At 60.7% G+C, this 20,000-nt stretch carries 16 protein-coding genes; 10 read left to right on the top strand and 6 right to left on the bottom strand.

The window, feature by feature from the left end:
- The first annotated feature begins 543 nt into the window (after positions 1 to 543).
- The 4 genes from J2Y68_RS02840 to J2Y68_RS02825 all read left to right on the top strand — a co-directional run bounded on the left by J2Y68_RS02840 (position 544) and on the right by J2Y68_RS02825 (position 6,090).
- A complete protein-coding gene (locus tag J2Y68_RS02840) occupies positions 544 to 2,595 on the top strand; it encodes a hydantoinase/oxoprolinase family protein (protein ID WP_309989411.1) in 2,052 nt (683 codons plus the stop codon).
- 9 nt (positions 2,596 to 2,604) lie between these two features.
- Complete coding sequence (locus tag J2Y68_RS02835; RefSeq protein ID WP_309989408.1) at positions 2,605 to 4,278, top strand: hydantoinase B/oxoprolinase family protein; 1,674 nt, start codon at positions 2,605 to 2,607, stop codon at positions 4,276 to 4,278.
- Between the two features lie 44 nt (positions 4,279 to 4,322).
- Positions 4,323 to 4,778, top strand: a complete 456-nt coding sequence (locus J2Y68_RS02830; protein ID WP_309989405.1) for a GAF domain-containing protein — start codon at positions 4,323 to 4,325, stop codon at positions 4,776 to 4,778.
- Positions 4,779 to 4,839: 61 nt separating this feature from the next.
- Positions 4,840 to 6,090: a metal-dependent hydrolase family protein gene (locus J2Y68_RS02825; protein ID WP_309989403.1), complete on the top strand. Its 1,251-nt coding sequence runs from the start codon at positions 4,840 to 4,842 to the stop codon at positions 6,088 to 6,090.
- Between the two features lie 519 nt (positions 6,091 to 6,609).
- Here J2Y68_RS02825 and J2Y68_RS02820 read toward each other — a convergent pair.
- Both J2Y68_RS02820 and J2Y68_RS02815 read right to left on the bottom strand, forming a co-directional pair.
- Entirely contained in the window at positions 6,610 to 7,047 is a 438-nt protein-coding gene (locus J2Y68_RS02820) for a DUF1003 domain-containing protein (protein WP_309989401.1), read from the bottom strand.
- A 129-nt stretch (positions 7,048 to 7,176) separates the two neighbouring features.
- The gene (locus J2Y68_RS02815; RefSeq protein ID WP_309989398.1) at positions 7,177 to 7,449 is read right to left on the bottom strand and encodes a hypothetical protein; all 273 of its coding nucleotides are present in this window, start codon (positions 7,447 to 7,449) and stop codon (positions 7,177 to 7,179) included.
- A gap of 388 nt (positions 7,450 to 7,837) precedes the next feature.
- Between J2Y68_RS02815 and ppsA the strand changes: the two genes are divergently transcribed.
- Together ppsA and J2Y68_RS02805 are read left to right on the top strand one after the other, a co-directional pair.
- Positions 7,838 to 10,237 (top strand): phosphoenolpyruvate synthase, encoded by a 2,400-nt coding sequence (ppsA, locus tag J2Y68_RS02810; RefSeq protein WP_309989396.1) that lies wholly within the window; start codon positions 7,838 to 7,840, stop codon positions 10,235 to 10,237.
- Positions 10,238 to 11,080 carry a pyruvate, water dikinase regulatory protein gene (locus J2Y68_RS02805; protein ID WP_309989393.1) on the top strand — a complete coding sequence of 281 codons (843 nt, stop codon included), beginning with the start codon at positions 10,238 to 10,240 and terminating at the stop codon, positions 11,078 to 11,080. It abuts the gene before it with no gap.
- Positions 11,081 to 11,245: 165 nt separating this feature from the next.
- Here the strand turns inward: J2Y68_RS02805 and J2Y68_RS02800 are convergent, their stop codons facing one another.
- The gene (locus tag J2Y68_RS02800) at positions 11,246 to 11,452 is read right to left on the bottom strand and encodes a DUF4177 domain-containing protein (protein WP_309989390.1); all 207 of its coding nucleotides are present in this window, start codon (positions 11,450 to 11,452) and stop codon (positions 11,246 to 11,248) included.
- Positions 11,453 to 12,220: 768 nt separating this feature from the next.
- Between J2Y68_RS02800 and J2Y68_RS02795 the strand changes: the two genes are divergently transcribed.
- Positions 12,221 to 13,600: a hypothetical protein gene (locus J2Y68_RS02795; RefSeq protein WP_309989387.1), complete on the top strand. Its 1,380-nt coding sequence runs from the start codon at positions 12,221 to 12,223 to the stop codon at positions 13,598 to 13,600.
- A 437-nt stretch (positions 13,601 to 14,037) separates the two neighbouring features.
- Here J2Y68_RS02795 and J2Y68_RS02790 read toward each other — a convergent pair whose 3' ends face one another.
- The 3 genes from J2Y68_RS02790 to J2Y68_RS02780 are packed head-to-tail and all read right to left on the bottom strand — an operon-like array spanning position 14,038 to position 16,672.
- Entirely contained in the window at positions 14,038 to 14,610 is a 573-nt protein-coding gene (locus tag J2Y68_RS02790; protein ID WP_309989384.1) for a flavin reductase family protein, read from the bottom strand.
- 2 nt (positions 14,611 to 14,612) lie between these two features.
- A complete protein-coding gene (locus tag J2Y68_RS02785; RefSeq protein WP_309989382.1) occupies positions 14,613 to 15,659 on the bottom strand; it encodes a methionine synthase in 1,047 nt (348 codons plus the stop codon).
- Between the two features lie 20 nt (positions 15,660 to 15,679).
- Positions 15,680 to 16,672: a DUF1852 domain-containing protein gene (locus J2Y68_RS02780; protein WP_309989380.1), complete on the bottom strand. Its 993-nt coding sequence runs from the start codon at positions 16,670 to 16,672 to the stop codon at positions 15,680 to 15,682.
- 120 nt (positions 16,673 to 16,792) lie between these two features.
- Here J2Y68_RS02780 and J2Y68_RS02775 point away from each other — a divergent pair, with 120 nt between their 5' ends.
- The 3 genes from J2Y68_RS02775 to J2Y68_RS02765 all read left to right on the top strand — a co-directional run bounded on the left by J2Y68_RS02775 (position 16,793) and on the right by J2Y68_RS02765 (position 19,926).
- The gene (locus J2Y68_RS02775) at positions 16,793 to 17,734 is read left to right on the top strand and encodes a LysR family transcriptional regulator (protein WP_309989378.1); all 942 of its coding nucleotides are present in this window, start codon (positions 16,793 to 16,795) and stop codon (positions 17,732 to 17,734) included.
- A gap of 435 nt (positions 17,735 to 18,169) precedes the next feature.
- Positions 18,170 to 18,598 carry a thioredoxin gene (trxA, locus tag J2Y68_RS02770; protein WP_309989376.1) on the top strand — a complete coding sequence of 143 codons (429 nt, stop codon included), beginning with the start codon at positions 18,170 to 18,172 and terminating at the stop codon, positions 18,596 to 18,598.
- A gap of 257 nt (positions 18,599 to 18,855) precedes the next feature.
- Positions 18,856 to 19,926 (top strand): LacI family DNA-binding transcriptional regulator, encoded by a 1,071-nt coding sequence (locus J2Y68_RS02765; protein WP_309989373.1) that lies wholly within the window; start codon positions 18,856 to 18,858, stop codon positions 19,924 to 19,926.
- Positions 19,927 to 20,000: the final 74 nt, after the last annotated feature.

The raw sequence follows: 20,000 nt of genomic DNA, 5'->3' as shown, positions 1-20,000 counted from the left end.
GCAGCGTTTCTGTGCACGGAGAACAGTCCGGATATCAAGGAATTCACCTCGGAGCAGCTCACCCAAGCCTCCACTCGGGGTGGCTTGTCCCAGCCTCCCGTCGAGTGATTGCCCTCACACTACAAACCAAGTGCGCTCGGACAGTGTTCACTTTGCACTTTCTTGATTCACGCTTTTGGGCGGAAAGCACTGCTCTTCCAGCCGCGCGCCCTCTGCGCAGGTCCAAACGGTTCTTGTTTTTGGGGATATTGGGCAGACGCTATCCGCCGAAGTTGCCAGGCCCTTCGGACCAGGGCCCAGCGCGCAGTGAGAGATCAACAGTGGGGGCGCCAATCACGGTTCGTTGCCAGCACGCGTGCCTGCCGCAGCCGAGTGGCACCGAGGTGTCGACCTTGACCGTTCAGGCATCTACATCCACCGTTATGCACTCTGCCCGTCCAGCTGTAGTCGAATCATGCAGAATGCCCACGATGTTGGTCGACCCCGTATGTAGCGTGATCTCCCACACACAGAGTTCCATTCCAAGACCATGAGGAGATACACATGCCGAACTACAGGGTGTCGATGGATATCGGCGGAACCTTTACTGACATTGTGGCGTACGACCAGGCGGCCGGAACCTACGCGGCCACGAAAGCGTCCACTACACCGGGGAACCTGAGCGCCGGAGTCATCGCAGGCCTTGAATCGATAGTTGATGACCTAGCGGACATCGATTTCCTGGTCCATGGCACCACCCAGGGGCTGAATGCGTTCCTGGAACGGCGTGGGGTTCCCGTGCTACTGCTGGCGACGGCCGGCATTGAAGATACCTATCACATCGCCCGTGGCCCCCGACTTGAGCTCTACAATGCTCAGTACCGCAAGCCTGCCCCGCTGATCGAGCGTAAGGACGTCATCGGCGTCGGCGGCAGACTGGACAGCCAAGGCCAGGAACTCGTGGCCTTGGACGAACAAGCAGTCCGCCAAGCGGCGCGCCGGGCAGTCGAGGAAGGCTACGGCGCCGTCGCCGTTGCGTTCCTGTTTAGCTACAAGAACCCTTCGCACGAACTCAGGGCCCGGGAAATCCTGCTGGAGGAACTCGGGGAAGAGTTCACGGTCTCCCTGTCGCACGAGGCAGCCAAGGAATGGCGCGAATACGAGCGCACGTCCTCCGCCGTCGTCGAGGCCTACACAGGGCCAGTCGTACGCAACTATCTCCTGGACTTGGAAGAGAAACTCGGTGACCGGGGAGTGGAAGCCCCGCTGCATATTATGCAGTCCTCCGGGGGCGTGCTTACCGCCGAGTCTGCCCGTAAGCGCCCGCTCCAAACACTGCTTTCCGGCCCGGTCGGCGGCGCCATGGGCGATGTCGAACTGGCCGGTGTCTCGGGAAACCGCAACCTGATCGGTGTAGACATGGGTGGCACATCCTTTGACGTTTCCTTGGTGGTCGACGGCAAGCCGGACGTCTCCACTGAGGCCCACCTTGAAGGTCTGCCGATGCTCATGAGCGTCGTCAACATCCACACCGTCGGCGCTGGCGGCGGTTCCGTCGCGTGGCTCGAAGCCGGTGGCCTCAGGGTCGGGCCGCGTTCGGCAGGCGCCAACCCCGGACCGGCTTGCTACAGCCGCGGCGGGACGGAACCCACAGTTACTGATGCCAACCTGGTGCTCGGCCGTGTCGACCCCGACTGGTTTGCCGGCGGACAGGTCGCCTTGGACCGTGAAGCCGCGATCACAGCCCTGAAAACTGTCGGTGATCAGCTCGGCCTGGACCCCGTCGCCATGGCCGAGGGCATCTGCGACGTCGCCAACTCTCAAATGGCCCAGGCGATCCGGACCATCACCATTTCCCGCGGCATCGAACCACGCGACTTCGCCCTCGTGGCCTTTGGCGGTGCAGGACCCATGCACGCGGTGTTCCTGGCAAAGGAGCTCGGGATTCCGGAAACGGTCGTTCCTCGCTTCCCCGGCGCTTTCTCCGCCTGGGGCATGCTGCAGACGAACATCCGCAAGGACTTTTCCGAACCGTACTTCTACCTTGACGACGACATCGACGTGGCAGATATGGCCGGCATCCTGCGTTCCATGGAAGTCGAGGGCCTGTCGTCACTGGTGTCGGAAGGCGTCCCGGAAGAGAGCCGTGCCACTACGGCGTCCGTGGACGTCCGCTACCAGTCGCAAGAGTTCTCCCTGAACGTTCCGCTGACGTCCGCTGACGAACCCGAGTCTCCGGACTTTGTCGCCAACCTCGCTGTCCGTTTCTCCGCCATGTACCACGAGCGCTACGGCCACTCTAATCTCGGCGCCCCGATCGAAATCGTCACGCTGCGCACGCAGGCCGTCGGCGACCTGGGACGGTTGGAAGCTCCGAGTTACGTAACCGCGCAGGGCCCGGAGTTTAAACACGAAATCCGACGGGTGGTCTTTGACCACGTCGAGCACGACACCACCGTAGTCCGCCGTGACGACCTCGGCGCCGGCCACACATTCGAAGGACCCGCCATCATCGTGGAGCAGACCGCCACCACCGTTGTGCCCCCAGGGTTCAACGTCAAGGTAGACGAGTTCGGCTCCCTTGTCATCCGCTCTGAAGACGTCGAAGGAAACTGAGGTACCAAAATGACAATTACAGCAGTCAAAACCCTGGATCCCGTCACCGTGGAAATCATCCGTAACGCGCTCACCAGCGCCGCCGATGACATGAACGCCACCCTGATCCGCTCCGCGTACTCACCCATCCTCTACGAGGGCGGGGACTGCGTCGTGGCCCTTCTGGACACCGAGCACCGCGTGCTCGGGCAGTCCGCCGGTCTGCCACTGTTCCTAGGCAACCTGGAAACCTGTTCCATTGCCGTGGAGGAGATGTACGGGCGCACGGTCTGGCAGGAAGGGGACATCTGGATTCTCAACGACTCATACTTGGGCGGCACACACCTGAACGACGTGACCATTTTTGCTCCGATTTTCGATGAAGGCGCTGTGGTCGGATTTGCGGCCACCCGTGCTCACTGGATGGACATGGGATCCAAGGATGTCGGCGGTTCGATGGACTCGACGGACATTTTTCAAGAGGGCTTCAGGATGGGGCCGGTCAAGCTGGTCGAGGCCGGAGTCGAGACTTCCGTTGTGGAACTGATCCGGACCAACGTGCGCTTCCCCTACCAGACCATCGGTGACATGCACGCGATGATCGCCGCCCTCCGGATGGGGACCACGCGAATGAAGGAGCTCGTGGGTCGCTACGGGATGGAGCAGCTCGATGCCGCCCGGGATGAGATATTCCGCCAAACGGAGGAAATCGAGCGTGCGACCGTACGCAACATCCCGGACGGAGTCTACGAAGCCGAGGGCTTCCTGGACAACGATGGCATCAATCTGGACACTCCCATTGCGATCAAGCTGCGGATCACTGTAGCCGGCGACACGGTTGACTTCGACGTCACCGACTCTGCTGACCAGACCATGGGTCCCGTCAACTGCGGCGCCGCCCAGGCCGTCTCGGCACTGCGCGTGGGCTACAAGCTCCTCGTCAGCCCGGAGTCCAACTCCAACGGCGGATCCTTCCGACCAATGACCACCCAGGTGCGGTCCGGCTCAGTGCTCGGCGCCGTGACGCCGGCCCCGTGCCAGTGGTACTTTTCGCACCTGGGGCTGCTGATCGACCTCGTCTCTAAGGCAATGGCCCCGGCCATGCCCGAACGCGTCGCCAGCGCCAGCCACGGTGACTCAATGATCATCACTGCGGCCGGTTTCGACACCCGATTCGGCCGGAACTTCGTCACCATGGAAGCAACTCTGGGAGGCTGGGGTGCCTGGCAGGGCACTGATGGTGAATCGGCCATGATCAATAACGTCAACGGCTCCCTCAAGGACCTGCCCATCGAGATGCTGGAGACCCGCTACCCGTTCCGGATCAACGAATACTCAATCCGCCCCAACTCCGGCGGTCCCGGGCAGTACCGAGGCGGCAATGGCGTGGTGCGCGAATACGAATTCCTGGCCGACTGCGTGGTCGGGCTCTGGTTCGAACGGTCAAAGACCCCCGCCTGGGGGCTCTTCGGCGGATCAGACGCCCAAGGCCCCGAAGTTGTGATCAACCCCGGCCGCAGCGATGAGGTCCGCACCCTGAAGGCGAACGCCCACAAGGTCAAGGCCGGCGACGTCGTACGCCTCGCGGTGGGCGGCGGCGGCGGCTTCGGAGAGGTCTCCAAGCGCTCCCGCGAGGACATAACCTACGACATCGTCAACGGGTTTATCACCGAGGACTTCGCCAAGACGCATTACGGCTACTAAGCGCCGCCAGCGGATGGGTTCCCATCAAGAACAGAAAGGACTCCATGAGTTCCCAATTTGATTCCTTCGAGGACGTTTTCGCCAACGCCCAGGAAGCAGTCGGTGTCACGCTCTTTACCGCCTCCGTTATTGCCGATGATGGCACCAGCATGGCCCGCGTCTACACCACCCATCCCGATGTCTATCCTGTGGGCGGGAAGAAGACTCTCGCCGGGGATACGAACCCGGTGTGGCTGAAGCAGGTCCTCAATGGACAGCGGCCGTTCCTGGGGGCGGATACGGAAGCGGTCCGTGCATTCTTCTTTGATTCGGCGACCATCGAGTCATTAGGCTGCGGGGCCATCGTCAACGTTCCGGTCGTGAGCAACGGCCGGACTATCGGTTCCATGAACTTCCTCGGTCCTGAGGGCAGCTACGACCAGAGTTCGGTGGACGCAGCCGTGGATGTCGCACGGCGCTCTGTCCATCTGCTCGAAAAAGCCCTAACCGCAGCCAATTAGGTCCTCTGTGGGCGGGCACCACTAGGTGCCCGCCCACAGGGGCAATACGAAGGAACCGCACGTGACCACTTCGGGAATACTGACAATACGGAACGCCCTAATCTTTGACGGTGAATCGCCTGACCTGATCGAGGGCTCCATCAGCATCCGGGATGGCCGGATCACCGCCACGGGGAGGGAGGTGGGAGAGCCCGGTGTCGTCCTTGACGTTGGAGGCCGGACCGTGATTCCAGGACTTATCGATGCGCATTTTCATGCTTATGCGCTCAGCCTGACGTCCGTCAGGAACGAGACGGGGCCACTGAGCTATTCCGCACTTGCCGGGGCACGGCGCCTCGCGGCTGCTCTGCTCCGGGGCTTCACTGCGGTTCGTGACGTCGCCGGTGGGGACGTTGGCCTTGCCAGCGCCATCGAGGAGGGTCTGTACCCCGGTCCGCGCTACTTCTTCACCGGTCCGGCGCTAAGCCAGACCGGCGGTCACGGCGATATCCGGGCCACGAACGACGGAGGATGCTTCCATGGCGGGCACATGTGCGAAGTGGTGGACGGCATCGATGACCTGCTGCGGGCCGTGCGTCACAGGTTCCGCACGGGTGCCTCCGCTATCAAGCTAATGACCTCCGGTGGGGTCGTTTCACCGGTCGATCCGATTCGGGTTCCGCAGTACAGCGCGGCTGAAATCCGCGTCGTAACGGAGGAGGCTTCTCGCCGGGGCAGCTATGCCACAGCTCACGCATATTCGCCCGAGGCCATTCGCCATTCAGTACTCAACGGGGTTCGCTGCATCGAACACGGCAACCTGCTGGATGCAGAAACCGCCCAACTAATGGCTGACAATGACGTCTATCTAGTCCCCACTTTGGTGACCTACGAAGCCATGGAACGGCGAGGCAGGGAAGTCGGCCTCACTGAGGTGGGATCGGCCAAGAATCGTGAAGTGCTGGAGGCAGGGAGGAACGCCGTAGCCCTAGCTCGAGATGCTGGGGTCCGGATTGGGTTTGGAACAGACCTCATGGGTGAACTGGAGGATGAGCAACTGGCCGGACTCCGCCTGCAGTGTGAAGTGCTTGGCGTGTACGGCGCCCTCCGGTCGGCAACATCAACCAACGCCGCACTGCTTCGGCGCGGTGACCTTGGACGCATAACCCGAGGGTCCTGCGCGGACTTGGTGGTGCTGGACGGGAATCCCTTCAATGAACCCTCAATCCTCTGGGACGAAAGCAAGACGCGTACCGTCATCAAGGACGGTCAGGTTATCTCCGCTGCTGCCCTCCAAGGCCCGGACTTGCGCAAGAACGCGTCTGTCCCTTAGGAACACGGGCGAAAAATAGACTTGCACGTACGCGGGGACCGAGAGGAACACCCTGAAATCGGTTGATGCTTTGCAAATGTGGACAATGTCGACACTTGCCACCTCAGCCTGGACCGGACTGCCCCGGATTCCGCATGTTTCCGCCACTTCCCAGTGTTCCCAAGGCCCGGAATCCCGTTCGAGTCCCACCTCGGGCACGGCATACCCCCTCGTCAGAGGGGGTTTTGCTTTATCGTGTGTACAAATTAGGTGGTCAGGTCCCTCTGTCACCGCCGCCAGGCCGCAGTGCAATCGTCACTGAACGGTAAGCAGCTGAATTCTCCGGCAGGCGGATGCCCCGCCCCACTATGGCCACATGGTGGTTGCCCCTGCGTCGAGAAATTCGGCCTGCCGCCTGCACAGGCATTCAGGTGGCAGCTCGAGAAGAATCGACGATGCGAAGCTCGATTGCTGGCTCCTGATCAACAACACCAATCTGGAACACCGCCCTAAAAAGGTGCGTGCATTGGCGTACGGGAGTTAGCTGGTTGAGCCCTGGCGATTCTGGGAGCTTTCGGCGGAAGCGAGGTTCTTTAGTTCCTTCAGTAGGTCCAGTTGCTCACGGTTGATGGTGATCAGTAGCTCGATCTCTTCCTTGGCCCGGGTGTTGGTGTCGAAGTCATGCTGTGCCATGGCCGCGGCGATGGCATCCTGCCTTTTCGCGGCGATCAGGAGAATGGCGCCTTGTAGTCCGGCCAGCATGGAGAGCAGCAGGTTCAGGAGTATGTAGGGGTAAGGATCCCAGGCTTTGGTGGCCAGGGCCCAGGTATTGATCACCGACCAGATGATCATGAAGCCAATAAAGCCTCCGACGAAGGGCCAGCTGCCCATGCCGTTACGTAGAATGTCGGCGGCGCGTTGTCCGGTGGTCAGCGATGCTTTGTGCTGTTCGTGCCAGGTCTTCTGTGCAGCAGTCATTCCCAAGGTTAGCGCCCTCTTGCCGGTACCAAGACCGTGGTCTGCTTATGTCGAAGCCCGAAAGAGGACGCCCTGGTGCGGGGCCAGTTGCCCATGCTTCCGAATGCCGCTTGTCGGCGGAGGGACGGCCTAGTCTTGAGGGCCGACCGCGTCGAAGAACGTCGGGCCGCGGTCGGATTTCGACGCGTGTCGGTGCGCCTTGTCTTGGATGAAGTGCTGATCCGCCTCAGTAAGCACCGCGCCTCCGTGGATGTCCACTGCACTGTCCTGGCCGGTTTGTCCGTCAATGATGGCCGCCAAGGTGCGGGGAACGATGACGCTGCCCGGGTTGTCCATCAGCCATTGCTTTGTTTCGGTCGAGAGATGGTCCCAGAATTCCTTGATGTGCACAACAACCAGCACTGCCCTTCATTGGTGGGTGAAATCATAGAGCGCGCCATATCCGCCGGAGCGATACCCGCATGGTCAGGAGCCGGTAGCTTCAGCCTACGCCCGCGCAGCCCGATTTGACCCGGATCAGCCGAAGCTCTCCAGAGGCTCATACTGGGTTCCTGCGACTTAGCAGTGTTTATGCAGCCTGGAATCCCATTCGAGTCCCAAGGGGGCAGCGTCTTGGCGTTGGCGCGCTCCACCTTCCGGCGGACTGAAAGCCGGCCCAGTGACTTTCCGTTACTTGCTGAGGATGTTGCGTAGGTCACTTTCATTTGCTTCCAGTCGCAACGACCCGGATCCTTGCATGACCTAGTTTTTTTAGCGCTTGTCAGAGCGTGCCCAATGGAGGACACAATTTATGACTAACGTTCTTTGGTTTTCTGAGCTTGGCTTGTCCGACCTTGACCAGGTTGGCGGCAAGAATGCATCGCTCGGAGAGATGGTTCGAAATCTCGCCTCGGCCGGAGTGAAGGTTCCGGGCGGTTTCGCGACGACGGCGGACGCTTACCGGCGTTTCCTGGCGGAGTCGAAGCTGGATGCGAGCATCGAACAGATCCTCGAGGGGCTGGACAGCGGCGACGTAGCCGCCTTGGCCAAGGTCGGCGGGCAGATCCGGGACCTGATCCGTCAGACTCCGTTCCCGGCCGGTTTCGAAGAGGAAATCCGCGCGGCCTACCAGCGCCTCACCGAGGAGCATGGTGCAGATGTGTCGTGGGCGGTGCGTTCCAGCGCCACCGCTGAGGACCTGCCGGATGCATCGTTTGCCGGGCAGCAGGAGACGTTCCTGAACATCCGGGGGATCGGCAACATCCTGCTGGCGATCAAGGACGTTTTCGCCTCGCTGTACAACGACCGCGCGATTGCTTACCGCGTTCATCACGGATTCACGCATTCGGAAGTAGCACTTTCGGCAGGCGTTCAGCGGATGGTTCGTTCCGACGTCGGCGCATCCGGGGTGATGTTCACCATGGACACCGAAACCGGCTTCACGGACGCCGTGTTCATCACGTCCTCGTATGGCCTCGGGGAAGCCGTGGTCCAGGGGGCCGTCAACCCTGATGAGTTCTACGTTTACAAGCCGGCTTTGGCGGCGGGCAGGCCGGCAGTCCTCAAGCGTGGCCTGGGGGAGAAGGCCGTGCAGATGGTGTACACGGAATCCGAAGAGGTCGGCCGGACCGTCGACTTCATCCCCGTGCCGCAGGATTCCCGGAGCCGGTTCAGCCTGACCGACGCGGATGTCGAGCAGCTTGCCCGCCACGCCGTGGCGATCGAGCGGCACTATGGCCGTCCCATGGACATCGAGTGGGGCAAGGACGGTGTGGATGGAGAGCTCTACATCCTTCAGGCACGGCCCGAGACGGTGGAGTCCCGTAAAGCGGCGGGCGTCACGTCCCGCTACACGCTCGCTGAGCGTTCAACGGTATTGGTCGAAGGCCGCGCGATCGGTCAGAGGATCGGCGCCGGGCAGGTGCGGGTGCTGTCCTCCCTTGACCAGATGGCCTCCTTCCAGGAGGGTGATGTCCTGGTGGCGAACATGACGGACCCTGACTGGGAACCGATCATGAAGAAGGCTGCCGCGATTGTTACGGACCGTGGCGGGCGGACCTGCCACGCTGCGATCATCGCCCGCGAACTGGGGATTCCCGCCGTCGTCGGAACCGGCTACGCGTCCCAGATCCTGAAGGACGGCACTCCCGTGGCTGTGTCCTGCGCCGAAGGCGAAGCCGGGCTGGTCTACGAAGGGCTGCTGGAGTACACGCTCCAGGAAACCAGCTTGGAGACGATGCCCGAGGCCCCGGTGAAGATCATGATGAACGTTGGGACGCCGGAGCAGGCGTTCAGTTTCGCCAAGCTCCCCAACCACGGTGTTGGCTTGGCCCGGCTGGAGTTCATCATCAACCGGCAGATTGGTGTCCATCCCAACGCCTTGCTGGCCGTCGCTGGCGAGATCGAGCGCCCGGCGAACCTTGACGACTACACGGTCCGGTTGATCCAGGAGAAAACGGCGGCCTATGACGGTCCGCGCGACTACTATGTCCGTCGCCTGGCTGAAGGCATTGCAACGATAGCCGCCGCGTTTGCCCCTGCACCGGTGATCATCAGGCTTTCGGACTTCAAGTCCAACGAGTACGCCAACCTGATCGGCGGTACGGCCTTCGAACCGGAGGAAGAGAACCCGATGATCGGGTACCGGGGCGCCTCCCGGTACCTCTCAGCAGCGTTCCGGCAGGCTTTCGAACTCGAATGCGAGGCGCTGAAGTACGTTCGCAACGAGATGGGCCTGAGCAACATAAAGCTCATGGTCCCGTTCGTACGGACCCTGGACGAGGCCAGTGGAGTGATCGACCTCCTCGCCGCCAACGGACTGCGGCGTGGCGAGGACGGGCTGGAGATCGTGATGATGTGCGAGCTGCCGGCCAACGCTCTCCTGGCGGACGAGTTCCTGGAGTACTTCGATGGGTTCTCCATCGGTTCCAATGACCTGACCCAGCTCACCCTGGGCTTGGACCGAGACTCTGCACTAGTGGCGGAAGGCTTCGATGAGCGGAACCCGGCAGTGACCAAGCTGCTGGAGATGGCCATCAGTGCTTGCTGGGCCAAGGAACGGTACGTCGGAATCTGCGGCCAGGGCCCCAGCGACCACCCGGACTTCGCAGAGTGGCTCCTTGCACAGGGCATCAGCTCCATCTCGCTCAACCCGGATGCAGTCACTGAGACCTGGTTGCGCCTGGCGAACACCAGCACCACCAAGGTCTAAGTGGCAGACAACCAAACCGTGGGGGCGGGCGCAGCGTCCGCCCCCACGGTGTTCTTCCTCTCGGACAGCACCGGGATCACTGCTGAAACGCTGGGCAACACCTTGTTGACCCAGTTTCCAGGCCAACGGCTTGAACGGCGGACCATCCCCTTCATCACCACCATTGAGCAAGCCCGCGAGGTGGTTGCGATCATCGACAAGGTGGCAGCATCCGGTCCTGTGCCGATCATTTTCTCCACTGCTGTGGGGCAGGACATTCGTGCCGTGCTGTCTGAGAGCCGTGGTCAGTTCTTCGACTTGTTCGGTTCCCACATCGGGAAGCTCGAACAAACACTTGGCGCGGCCGCCAACGGAAAACCGGGCCAGGCACACGGCGTGGGCGACGCCGTGCGGTACCAGTCCCGCATGGCCGCCGTCGAATATGCGATTGAACACGACGACGGCCAGTCGCTCCGCGCGCTCGAACGCGCCGAACTGATCCTGATCGCCCCGTCCCGTTGCGGGAAGACGCCCACCACCATGTACCTTGCCCTGCAGCACGGAATCCTCGCAGCGAACTTCCCGCTGGTCGAAGAGGACTTTGATGTCATGGCGCTACCGAAGCCCTTGCTGCCATTCGCGGACAAATGCTTTGGCCTTACTTCCCAGCCCGTCCGGCTTAGCCAGATCCGCCAGGAACGCCGGCCGGGCAGCAACTACGCGTCACTAAACCAATGCACCTTTGAACTTCGGAACGCGGAGGACATGTACCGGTCCAACAACATCCCCTACGTCAACTCCGCCTCCATGTCAGTGGAAGAAATCTCCGCCACGGTTCTTCAACGCATGCAACTGCACCACTGACAATCTTAGGTTCCGGGAGTGTCCGAACCGTGGGTGGCTTCTGGCTTGATCCGAGGGCAGCCGTAGTAAAAGTGCTGGTGAACGGCGTTGAACCCGTCAACGTCGTTGCGAAGGATCGAACCTAAGACTTTTTGCCTATTCATTTCAGCTTCGGGATGCCGTCCACTATGCCAGGCTTTCGAACACCATGGTGGCCTGGATACGGTCGCCGCCACCAAGCCCCTTGCTCCCGCTGCTGGAGGTGGTAATCGTATGCAGTCGGTAACCCTTGGACGCCTGAGCGTTGATGGTCTTCTCCAGTTCGGTCAAGTTACCTGAGCCAGTTCCCCATAGCTTTTCTTTGAGAATCACCTGCAAGACGACGTAGTGCATAAACCGTTTCCTCCTTGACTGGCCAGTTGCCGACGATCCTACTGGATGGCACCGGGCTGCTGGGATGGCACGCTGTCTCCGTTGTCGCTACTAACAGGGGGATACCGGCGAGAACGGACCTGATCGAAGCGAATACCTTCAGAAAGCTCACCTGGCTCGTTCTCCAAAGTGCAACTAGGACGCCGCGACCACACGGGTACTCCTCACGGGCCCTTACCTACCACGGGGCCGAAGAACGCCTGTCGCGGTTAGTTCTATACCCGACGCGCATGTGTCATCTCGGCGGCTAACCTCAGGAGCCGAAGAAAGAAGTGCACAATGCGCACACCTTCGCCCAAGACTGGTCCATTGGTACACGGAAGCAGGCGCTGCCTGCATGGTGAACACACGCAGCTGGGGGTGATCCTCGAGTTGAGCCCACTTCACATTCTCGGATGCACATGCGCCCCGGCCCCGCCCTTACGTTGTCGGGGGAATTCGATACGTTGGATCCATTCAATATCCGGAACTCTGCGGCCGCAGCGGGAATCCTCGAAAGTTATTGATACGGCAATCGTGTCAGAGTAACGGCCATGGCTGTCTTGGATGAATACAGCTGGCAGATTTCGAAGCATGTTAAAGATCAGGAGATACCTTTTGGGGAAGAACGCCAGGAAGCGCGCTTCGGCACGCCTCTCGAAAGAGACAGATCAATCGGGCTATTCTAGTCCACCAATCCGCGTGGGGATCCTCGCAGTTCACGGGATTGGACGGCAAGCCCAAGGTGCAATGGCCCAAGATGTCTTCGGTTCGCTTACGCGAGCTGTTGAAGAAATAGGGGGAGAAGTCTTGTCTCTCGCTAAGGAATCAACTGGTTCAAAAACCACAGGCAAGGATTCCCGACTTGGTGCATGGGTCCGAGTCCCCAATAAGGCACCCCGCCTTGTGTTTGTCGAGGAAGCTTGGTGGGACGAAAGAGTGAATCACGCTAAGGCTTGGAAAATTTTCGCTCGACTCTTTCTTAATCTTCCGATGTTTGTGATGCAGTCATCAGCATTGTGGGCGGCACGTCATCTGAGCTTCGAAGAATCCAAGAAAATCCAATTTGATGGGAACTCCATCAGCTTAATCGGGCTCGTTAGGCAAATCATTGCCCTGTGGGGGCCGTTCACCGCAGTGATGATCGCCTATGTTTTGTCACCCCTGCTTGTCCTTCTGTTGGTGGCCGCTTTACCAATCTACTTTTTCGTCCTTCTACTTCGGTCTATGGGGTCCCAAAGAGCAGAGAGGGTAGTAGATCTGATCCGCGTCGTGATTGTGGAGACAATTGGGGACATTTGGGCGTACGTGGACCCTGTTACAGGCAACGAGATCCTCCAGTTCGTGGTCAAGAGACACAAGCAGATGCGCGCGGTCTATGACGAAGTCCTTCTTGTGGGCCATTCCCAAGGTGCGGATCTTGCTCGGCGGGCGTGCCTCGAAGGTACCCCTCCTGAAGCGTATGTTGCCGTGGGCAGCGGTCACCATCAACTGCTGGGAGCAAGGACCTCGTCTGCGAATTTCTGGCTGTTGCCGGTACTTTGGCTTTTCCCGGCTGTGATGCCGTTGTTCATGTGGTGGCACACCAGCCTAAGCGTTGGCGCGCTCGGCAAGATGGTTGCGCAGGTTCTAACTGACCTCTTGTCCATCATTAAGTACGGTGAGGTTGCTGACCCGTGGGCCCTCGTTCGGTTGTCGATAAGAGATGCCCCCGCGATGATTGTCATCATTGGCGGGTTTGTTGTCTGGTTCTTCATTACCGGTATGATTCGGCGCCCGGCTGACGCATTGGAGAGCCCACCTTGCCCAGCGTGGATTATTCGATCGCCATGGGACCCAGTAAGCCTGGGAACGGGGTCAGCAGAGGAAGCCGTACGAACGGTAACGCCAGGACCCTCCCAAATGTTGCTGCGCGAACATGTTACATACTGGGAAAAGCCGGAATCGGGGAATACCCTTCTGGAGGCTATATACAGGAGCGGTCGGATTGTTCCAATGGGTGATCTTCAGCTCCGCATGTCAGGACAGGTTCGCCTTCTATGGAGTGCTGCAGGGATTAGTGCAATGATAGTCATCTGGAAAATAGGGGAATGGGAGGCAACCGGCGTCCGGCAACTTTTTCCCGGCTAACAATCGTTGTTTTTGTCGCGCGTCTACGTCTGCTTTCAGTAGCGATGGTTTGCCTTCCAATGGAATTATCCATGCATTACCGTATGACAAGGTCCAGCTTTCAAATAGGCCCGTCTGCGAGATCTGTTCTTCGCCGTTCCACCTAACAGAACGAGTGGGTGGGCAATTTTTACACCTTCCCCTCCGGATCGGCTCATATCGCCACCGGATTGGCCCGGATTCCGCATGTTCCCGCCGCTTCCCCCGTGTTCCCACGCCAGGGAGTGGAATGAGAGGCCATTGAGGCACCGTATGACGCTCTTCGGCCATGATGGAACGTACCGATCGCCAGTCCATGCCGTCAAGATGCGCAGATGTTAACGAGGACGACGGCGGGAGGTATCCTCCCGCCGTCGTGCGCCGTTCGGCTTGCTGCCTCGCATTGTTTGGCGCGGCGCTCAGCCTTCAAGCCTGGAATGCTCGCCCAGGCGGTGCCATGAACGGTTGTGGTAGATCAGGGCGTCGCCGGGCTCGCCCGCTTGGACGTCACGCATCACGCGGGACTCCAGGGCGTGAACGGCGACGATTGTGGAGGTCCCCACTTCCATACGATTGATGACGGCGCAGCGCACCCAGGCGCGGACGTCTTCATACACCGCTTCGCCGCTTGGAAGGGTCGACCAGCGGTGCGTCTGGTCAAAGCGGTCCGCGCCGGGGGTCGCCCCAAACTTGGCCAAGTCGATGTCGTGCGCGTCCAGCAGGTGCACCACGACGGTTTCGGCGCGCGAAAGCACCTCGGACGCAGAGGACAGTGCCGAGACCGAGAAAATCAGCAACGGAGGTTCGGCACTCACAGACACCACGGACGATACCGTCAACGCTACCGGTCCTTCGCCCGCATCCGCCGTGATGACGGCGACACCTCCCGGGTGACCACGGAACAGTGCTTTGAAGTCGTCGGCCGAGAGGGAGGACGGGAAGCCTGGCTTGGGAGTCTCGAGCCAGGTGTCTGGGGGGTAGACGTGAAACATGGTTATGACACCGTGGTTGCAGAGCGGGCAAGTTCTTCGCGAATGATGGTCGTCCCTGCGCTGAGAGCACTCAGTTTGGCCAGTGCGACGTCGCGGGGGAACGGTGCCATGCCGCAGTTGGAGCTGGCGATGAGCTTGTCCGCATCGACGAACTGCAGGGCCTTTCGGAGGGTGTTGGCGACGTCCTCCGGGGTCTCGATGGTCTCGCTTGCTACGTCGATTGCCCCGAGCATGACCTTCTTGCCGCGGAGGAGCTCGATGAGGTCCATGGGCACGTGGGAGTTCTGGGATTCCAGCGAGATGATGTCGATGCTGGAGCTCTGAAGCAGCGGGAATGTTTCCTCGTACTGCCGCCACTGTGAACCGAGCGTCGCCTTCCAGTCAGTATTCGCCTTGATCCCGTAGCCGTAGCAGATATGCACGGCGGTCTCCGCACGCAGCCCTTCTGCCGCCCTCTCAAGCGCAGCCACGCCCCAGTCCTTGACCTCATCGAGGAAGACATTGAATGCGGGCTCGTCAAACTGGATAATGTCCACGCCGACGGCCTCCAGTTCTTTCGCTTCCTGGTTCAGGATCGCAGCGAACTCCCAGGCCAGCTTCTCGCGGCTCTTGTAGTGGTCATCGAAGAGCGTGTCCACCATAGTCATTGGACCGGGAAGAGTCCATTTGATCGGCCGGTCTGTGGTTGCGCGGAGGAACTTTGCGTCTTCGACGAATACAGGACGCTCGCGGCGCACCGGTCCGACGACGGTCGGCACGCTTGCGTCGTAGCGATCGCGGATGCGCACGGTCTTGCGCTGTTCAAAGTCGACGCCACTGAGATGCTCGATGAAGGTCGTGACGAAGTGCTGGCGGGTTTGCTCGCCGTCGCTGACGATGTCGATGCCGCGGCGGGTCTGCTCGTGGATGGCGATGCGTAGCGCATCCTGCTTGCCTTCGAGCAGCCCATCTCCGTCCAGTTTCCACGGGGACCACAGAGTCTCCGGCTGTGCGAGCCACGATGGTTTCGGCAGGCTTCCGACAACGGTGGTGGGCAAAAGTGTGTTCATGATTGGCGATTCTCCGTGGGTCAGTTGACGAGGGCGGGGTATTTGGCGGTCCACTGGTCCAATAGATCCTTGTGGGGAGTGATGAAGTGTTCCTCCGTGTACTTCGCCTGAGTGATCGCGAGCTGACTGCGCTCGACGCGGTCGTAATCTATATGGGTCCGCGAGTAGTCCTGCTCTCCCAGGCTCGGCTGGTAGACGTGGGCAGCGGCGCAGTTGGCGTTGTAGATCTCCGGGCGGTAGATCTTCTGGAAAGTCTCCATGGTGCTGATCGTGCCGATGAGCTGCAGGTTGGAGTAGTCGTTGAGCAGGTCGCCGCGGAAATAGAAGGCGAGCGGCGCAACGCTGCCGCGTGGCATGAAGTAGCGAACCTGCAGCCCCATTTTTGCGAAGTACGCGTCTGTCAGCGAGAACTCGTCCTGCTGGTACTCGACCCCCAGGACCGGGTGATGGTTCTCTGTTCGCCTGTACGTCTTGCTCGTTGAGACGCTGATGCACACCACTGGCGGCTGCGGGAAACGTTCCTGGCACGCCGGTGAATCGAGGAATTGCTGGAACAGTTTGCCGTGAAGATCGCCGAAGTCCTCGGGAACGGTGGGCTTGCCCGACTCCGCTGCTGCCGCTGGCAGCACGACGCTGAAGTCGAAGTCACGGACGTAGGAGGAGAAGTTGTTCCCGACGATCCCTTGGTGGCGGACCCCGTTCAGCTGGTCGACGATCTGGATGTCGAGTACCTCGAACAGGGGGAACTGCTGATCCGTACCTTCGGCAGTGAACTCTATCTGCACGGAGACGATCTCAAGCTCGAGCGTGTAACGGTCCCGGTCCGGGTTGTCCCAGCTTGCGAGATCGTTGAAGCGGCGCCGAATCATGGTCAAGGCGTTGCGGAGGTTCTCCTGGCGGTGCTCGCCCCGTGCCAGGTTGGCGAAGTTAGTCGTGATCCGCGAGCCTTCCGCCGGGGAGTAGTCCTCGTTGAAGGGGGTCCTGCTGATGCTGAAGGTGAAGTCGTCTGCCATGTGCTGCCTATCCGTTGATGGGCCGGAGACGGCCTTTCAGAAGGTGATACATCCATGGTGCAGCCTTTCGAGGGGTATCAAGTAACTAGTGGTTACTATGCATCCATATAGAATCTTCCTATGGCCCAAATTTCGAGCGGATTGACCCTGCAGCAACTTCGCTACTTCATAGAAGTTGCAGCAGAGGGGTCCATCTCCGCGGCTGCAGATCTTCTCTACGTAGCCCAGCCGACGATGTCCGCTGCGATGAAGGACCTTGAGGCCCGGGTGGGCCGCGCGCTCCTGGTTCGCTCCGCCCGCGGAGTCACCCTCACCGCCGACGGGGTAGAGTTCCTCGGCTATGCGAGGCAGGTCGTCGAGCAGTTCGCTCTCCTCGAGCAGCGCTACCTCGGCAGGCCACCAAGGCGACGTCTGCTCGGGGTGTCAACGCAGCACTACTCGTTCGCGGTGGACGCCTTCGTCCGTATGGTCAAGGCCACTGATGTGGCCGAATACGAGTTCTCGCTGCGCGAGTCCCGCACCTGGGACATCATCGAGGATGTCCGGACGCTCCGCAGCGAGATAGGCATCCTCTACCGGAACGATTTCAACCGGAAGGTCATCGACAAGCTGCTCCGGGAATCCGGGCTCGCGTTCACTCCGCTTTTCCTCGCCGATCCGCACATTTTCATTTCACGGAAAAACCCGCTCGCCTCAAAAGAACGTGCGACTCTCGATGATCTCGCCGGCTTGCCGCGTCTAACCTTCGATCAAGGTGCGAACAACTCTTTCTACTTCGCCGAGGAGATTCTCTCCACCTTGTCCAGTAAACAAGAGATCCGGGTATCTGACCGCGCGACGATCTTCAACCTCATGATCGGGCTCCACGGCTACACGATCTCGACGGGCATCATCAGCGGGCAGCTCGACCCGGAGATCGTCGCCATCCCGCTGGACGTTGACGAACGCATCGAGATCGGCTGGATCGGCCACGCCGCGATTCCACTCACTGACCAGGCGCAGCGCTACCTCGGGGAATTGCGGGCCGTGGTCGCTGAGTTCGGCGTAGCGCTACTCGACTGACTGAAGCTGGGTGGGCGGGTCTTTCCGAAGGAACAGGGCGTTCTGGAGTGGCCCGGTAAACATCCATGTCATCCAGCCCTGGTGCTCCTCGACGGAAGAGGCGGCATTGGCCAAGTCCTCACCTAACGTGCCTGCGCGGGCCGGGCCAAGGGAGTGGGTGCTGCAGGCGTTCGCAATTCCCCCCACTTCTAAACGGCGACGAACTACACCCGGCGGGCCGCTTCCGATGGCAATCCTGACCACGAGCGCGGAGCACCTTCCGGCTTCCCGAAGGTATCAAGCCTTGCGGTGGCCGACGGTCACCAGGGGAGACCCCGGTGGCGCGTCCCTGCCGCTCGGCGGTATCGCGGTGGACGTAGTGATTATGAAGGCACTATTTGGCCTCGAATCCGGCGCTTGATTACAGCACAATGGAGCTTACGGAGGCTGAACAACATGAACAAAGCCATCATCAAGTGTCCTCATTGCGGCACGTCGAACCGTGTTCCGGCCGTGGCTGACGGGCGGCCGCGCTGCGGGAACTGCCACCGGGACCTCCCTTGGGTGGTTGAAGCGGGCGACGACGACTTCGGCGCGATCGCCGAACGGTCCGGCGTCCCGGTGCTGGTGGACTTTTGGGCAGTGTGGTGCGGTCCGTGCCGGATGGTGAGCCCCGTTCTGGACAAGCTCGCGCACGAACGCGCCGGGCAGGTCAAACTTGTGAAGGTTGATGTAGACCATTCGCCACAGCTTTCGGCCAGGTTTGCCATACAGGCAGTGCCGACGTTGATGGTGATCGTCGATGGCAAGGTCGTCGCGAGGCAGGCCGGCGCGGCTCCCGCGCCGGTGTTGAGGTCCTGGTTGGAGGAAGCGCTGGCGAAGTAGCGCGGTATCGGCGGACGACGGCGGCGGGGCCGTATCCCGCCGTCGTGCCTTTCCGGCTGCGAGCGTCAGTTTCACGTTGAGCACCCCAAACGCGTTCATAAGCGAAAAAAGAGTGTTGACAGAGGTGAAGTAACGCGGGTAACCTGAGTCACATGTCCGGAAGGTAACGCGCGTTACCAACGCAGCTTTCCTCCCGGGCCAGCCAAACAACAAGGTTTGGCGCAGATCTGGATCAGCGAAGAACACCGGAGCATTCGATGGCGAAAAGCACCAACCCAGACACTCCCGTGGCTGTAAAGCAGCGGGGAGTCACCATGAAGGACGTTGCCAAGCACGCCGGCGTTTCCCGCACAGCTGTTTCGTTTGTGCTCAGCAACCGGGAGAATGCGAGCATCTCCGAAGAAACCCGCACCCGGATCAACGATGCCGTGCAGGAATTGGGCTACCGCCCCAATGCCGGCGCCCGTGCGCTGGCGTCCCGCCGCAGTGACTGGTACGGGATCGTGACGGAGATCGTTACGGCGCCGTTCGCCGTCGACATCATCAAAGGAGCCCAGGACCAGGCCTGGCTTGACCGCCGGTTCCTGCTCATCGCGCCCTCCGACCAGGCCGATGCCGTGGGACCCAACGAGGGCCTGGAAGATGCTGCTACGGAGAAGCTGTTGGAACAACGAGTGGAAGGACTCCTCTACGCAGCCACCTTTCACCGGGGCGTTCACGTCCCCGAAAGTGCCAACGAAGTCCCCACCGTACTGATCAATTGCTTCGACGCGGACGGAAAGTTGCCCTCGATCGTCCCGGATGAGCGTGCGGGCGGACGGGTTGCCGTCGAACGCCTGCTCCAAGCGGGCCACACCCGGATCGGAGTCATCAACCTGGACCCGGCCATTCCGGCCGCAGTGGGGCGTCTGGAGGGTGCCCGCGAAGCACTCGCCGTCGCCGGACTGGAGCTGGACCCCGAACTGGTGGTGTCGGGGTACGCAACGGCCGACGGCGGTTACGAAGCCGCGTGCCACATCCTGGACCGCTATCCGCCACAAGACAGGCCGACGGCGCTGTTCTGCCTCAATGACCGTATGGCGATGGGCGCTTATGACGCCATTAAGGAACGGGGCCTGACCATCCCCGGGGACATCGCCGTGATCGGCTTCGACAACCAGGAACTCATTGCGGCCTACCTGCGGCCAAAATTGACCACGGTTGCGTTGCCGTTCGAAAAAATGGGCGCCCTGGGCGTCCAAACGCTCGCCGCTCTTACAGCAGGACAGCCGATCCTTGCCGACCAGCAATTGGTCGACTGTCCGCTGCTAGAACGCTCTTCGGTCTGACCGCGAAATCAACGCCGAAGAGCAACCCCTACCCACCCCTTCACCTTGGACGATGAAGATAGGAAAGAGATAAC

This window comes from Paenarthrobacter nitroguajacolicus, assembly GCF_031455195.1.
In the GTDB taxonomy this organism is placed as follows: domain Bacteria; phylum Actinomycetota; class Actinomycetes; order Actinomycetales; family Micrococcaceae; genus Arthrobacter; species Arthrobacter nitroguajacolicus_D.
This window is presented reverse-complemented; position numbering and strand designations above follow the sequence as displayed.

What these genes read in the sequence shown, in the direction of transcription:
- trxA (WP_309989376.1), top strand. Translation starts at nt 18,170, where the DNA reads ATGAACAAAGCCATCATCAAGTGTCCTCATTGCGGCACGTCGAACCGT.
- J2Y68_RS02835 (WP_309989408.1), top strand. Translation starts at nt 2,605, where the DNA reads ATGACAATTACAGCAGTCAAAACCCTGGATCCCGTCACCGTGGAAATC.
- J2Y68_RS02780 (WP_309989380.1), bottom strand. Translation starts at nt 16,672, where the DNA reads ATGGCAGACGACTTCACCTTCAGCATCAGCAGGACCCCCTTCAACGAG.
- J2Y68_RS02840 (WP_309989411.1), top strand. Translation starts at nt 544, where the DNA reads ATGCCGAACTACAGGGTGTCGATGGATATCGGCGGAACCTTTACTGAC.
- J2Y68_RS02765 (WP_309989373.1), top strand. Translation starts at nt 18,856, where the DNA reads ATGGCGAAAAGCACCAACCCAGACACTCCCGTGGCTGTAAAGCAGCGG.
- J2Y68_RS02820 (WP_309989401.1), bottom strand. Translation starts at nt 7,047, where the DNA reads ATGACTGCTGCACAGAAGACCTGGCACGAACAGCACAAAGCATCGCTG.
- J2Y68_RS02795 (WP_309989387.1), top strand. Translation starts at nt 12,221, where the DNA reads ATGGCCCAAGATGTCTTCGGTTCGCTTACGCGAGCTGTTGAAGAAATA.
- J2Y68_RS02830 (WP_309989405.1), top strand. Translation starts at nt 4,323, where the DNA reads ATGAGTTCCCAATTTGATTCCTTCGAGGACGTTTTCGCCAACGCCCAG.
- J2Y68_RS02790 (WP_309989384.1), bottom strand. Translation starts at nt 14,610, where the DNA reads ATGTTTCACGTCTACCCCCCAGACACCTGGCTCGAGACTCCCAAGCCA.
- J2Y68_RS02800 (WP_309989390.1), bottom strand. Translation starts at nt 11,452, where the DNA reads ATGCACTACGTCGTCTTGCAGGTGATTCTCAAAGAAAAGCTATGGGGA.
- J2Y68_RS02785 (WP_309989382.1), bottom strand. Translation starts at nt 15,659, where the DNA reads ATGAACACACTTTTGCCCACCACCGTTGTCGGAAGCCTGCCGAAACCA.
- ppsA (WP_309989396.1), top strand. Translation starts at nt 7,838, where the DNA reads ATGACTAACGTTCTTTGGTTTTCTGAGCTTGGCTTGTCCGACCTTGAC.
- J2Y68_RS02775 (WP_309989378.1), top strand. Translation starts at nt 16,793, where the DNA reads ATGGCCCAAATTTCGAGCGGATTGACCCTGCAGCAACTTCGCTACTTC.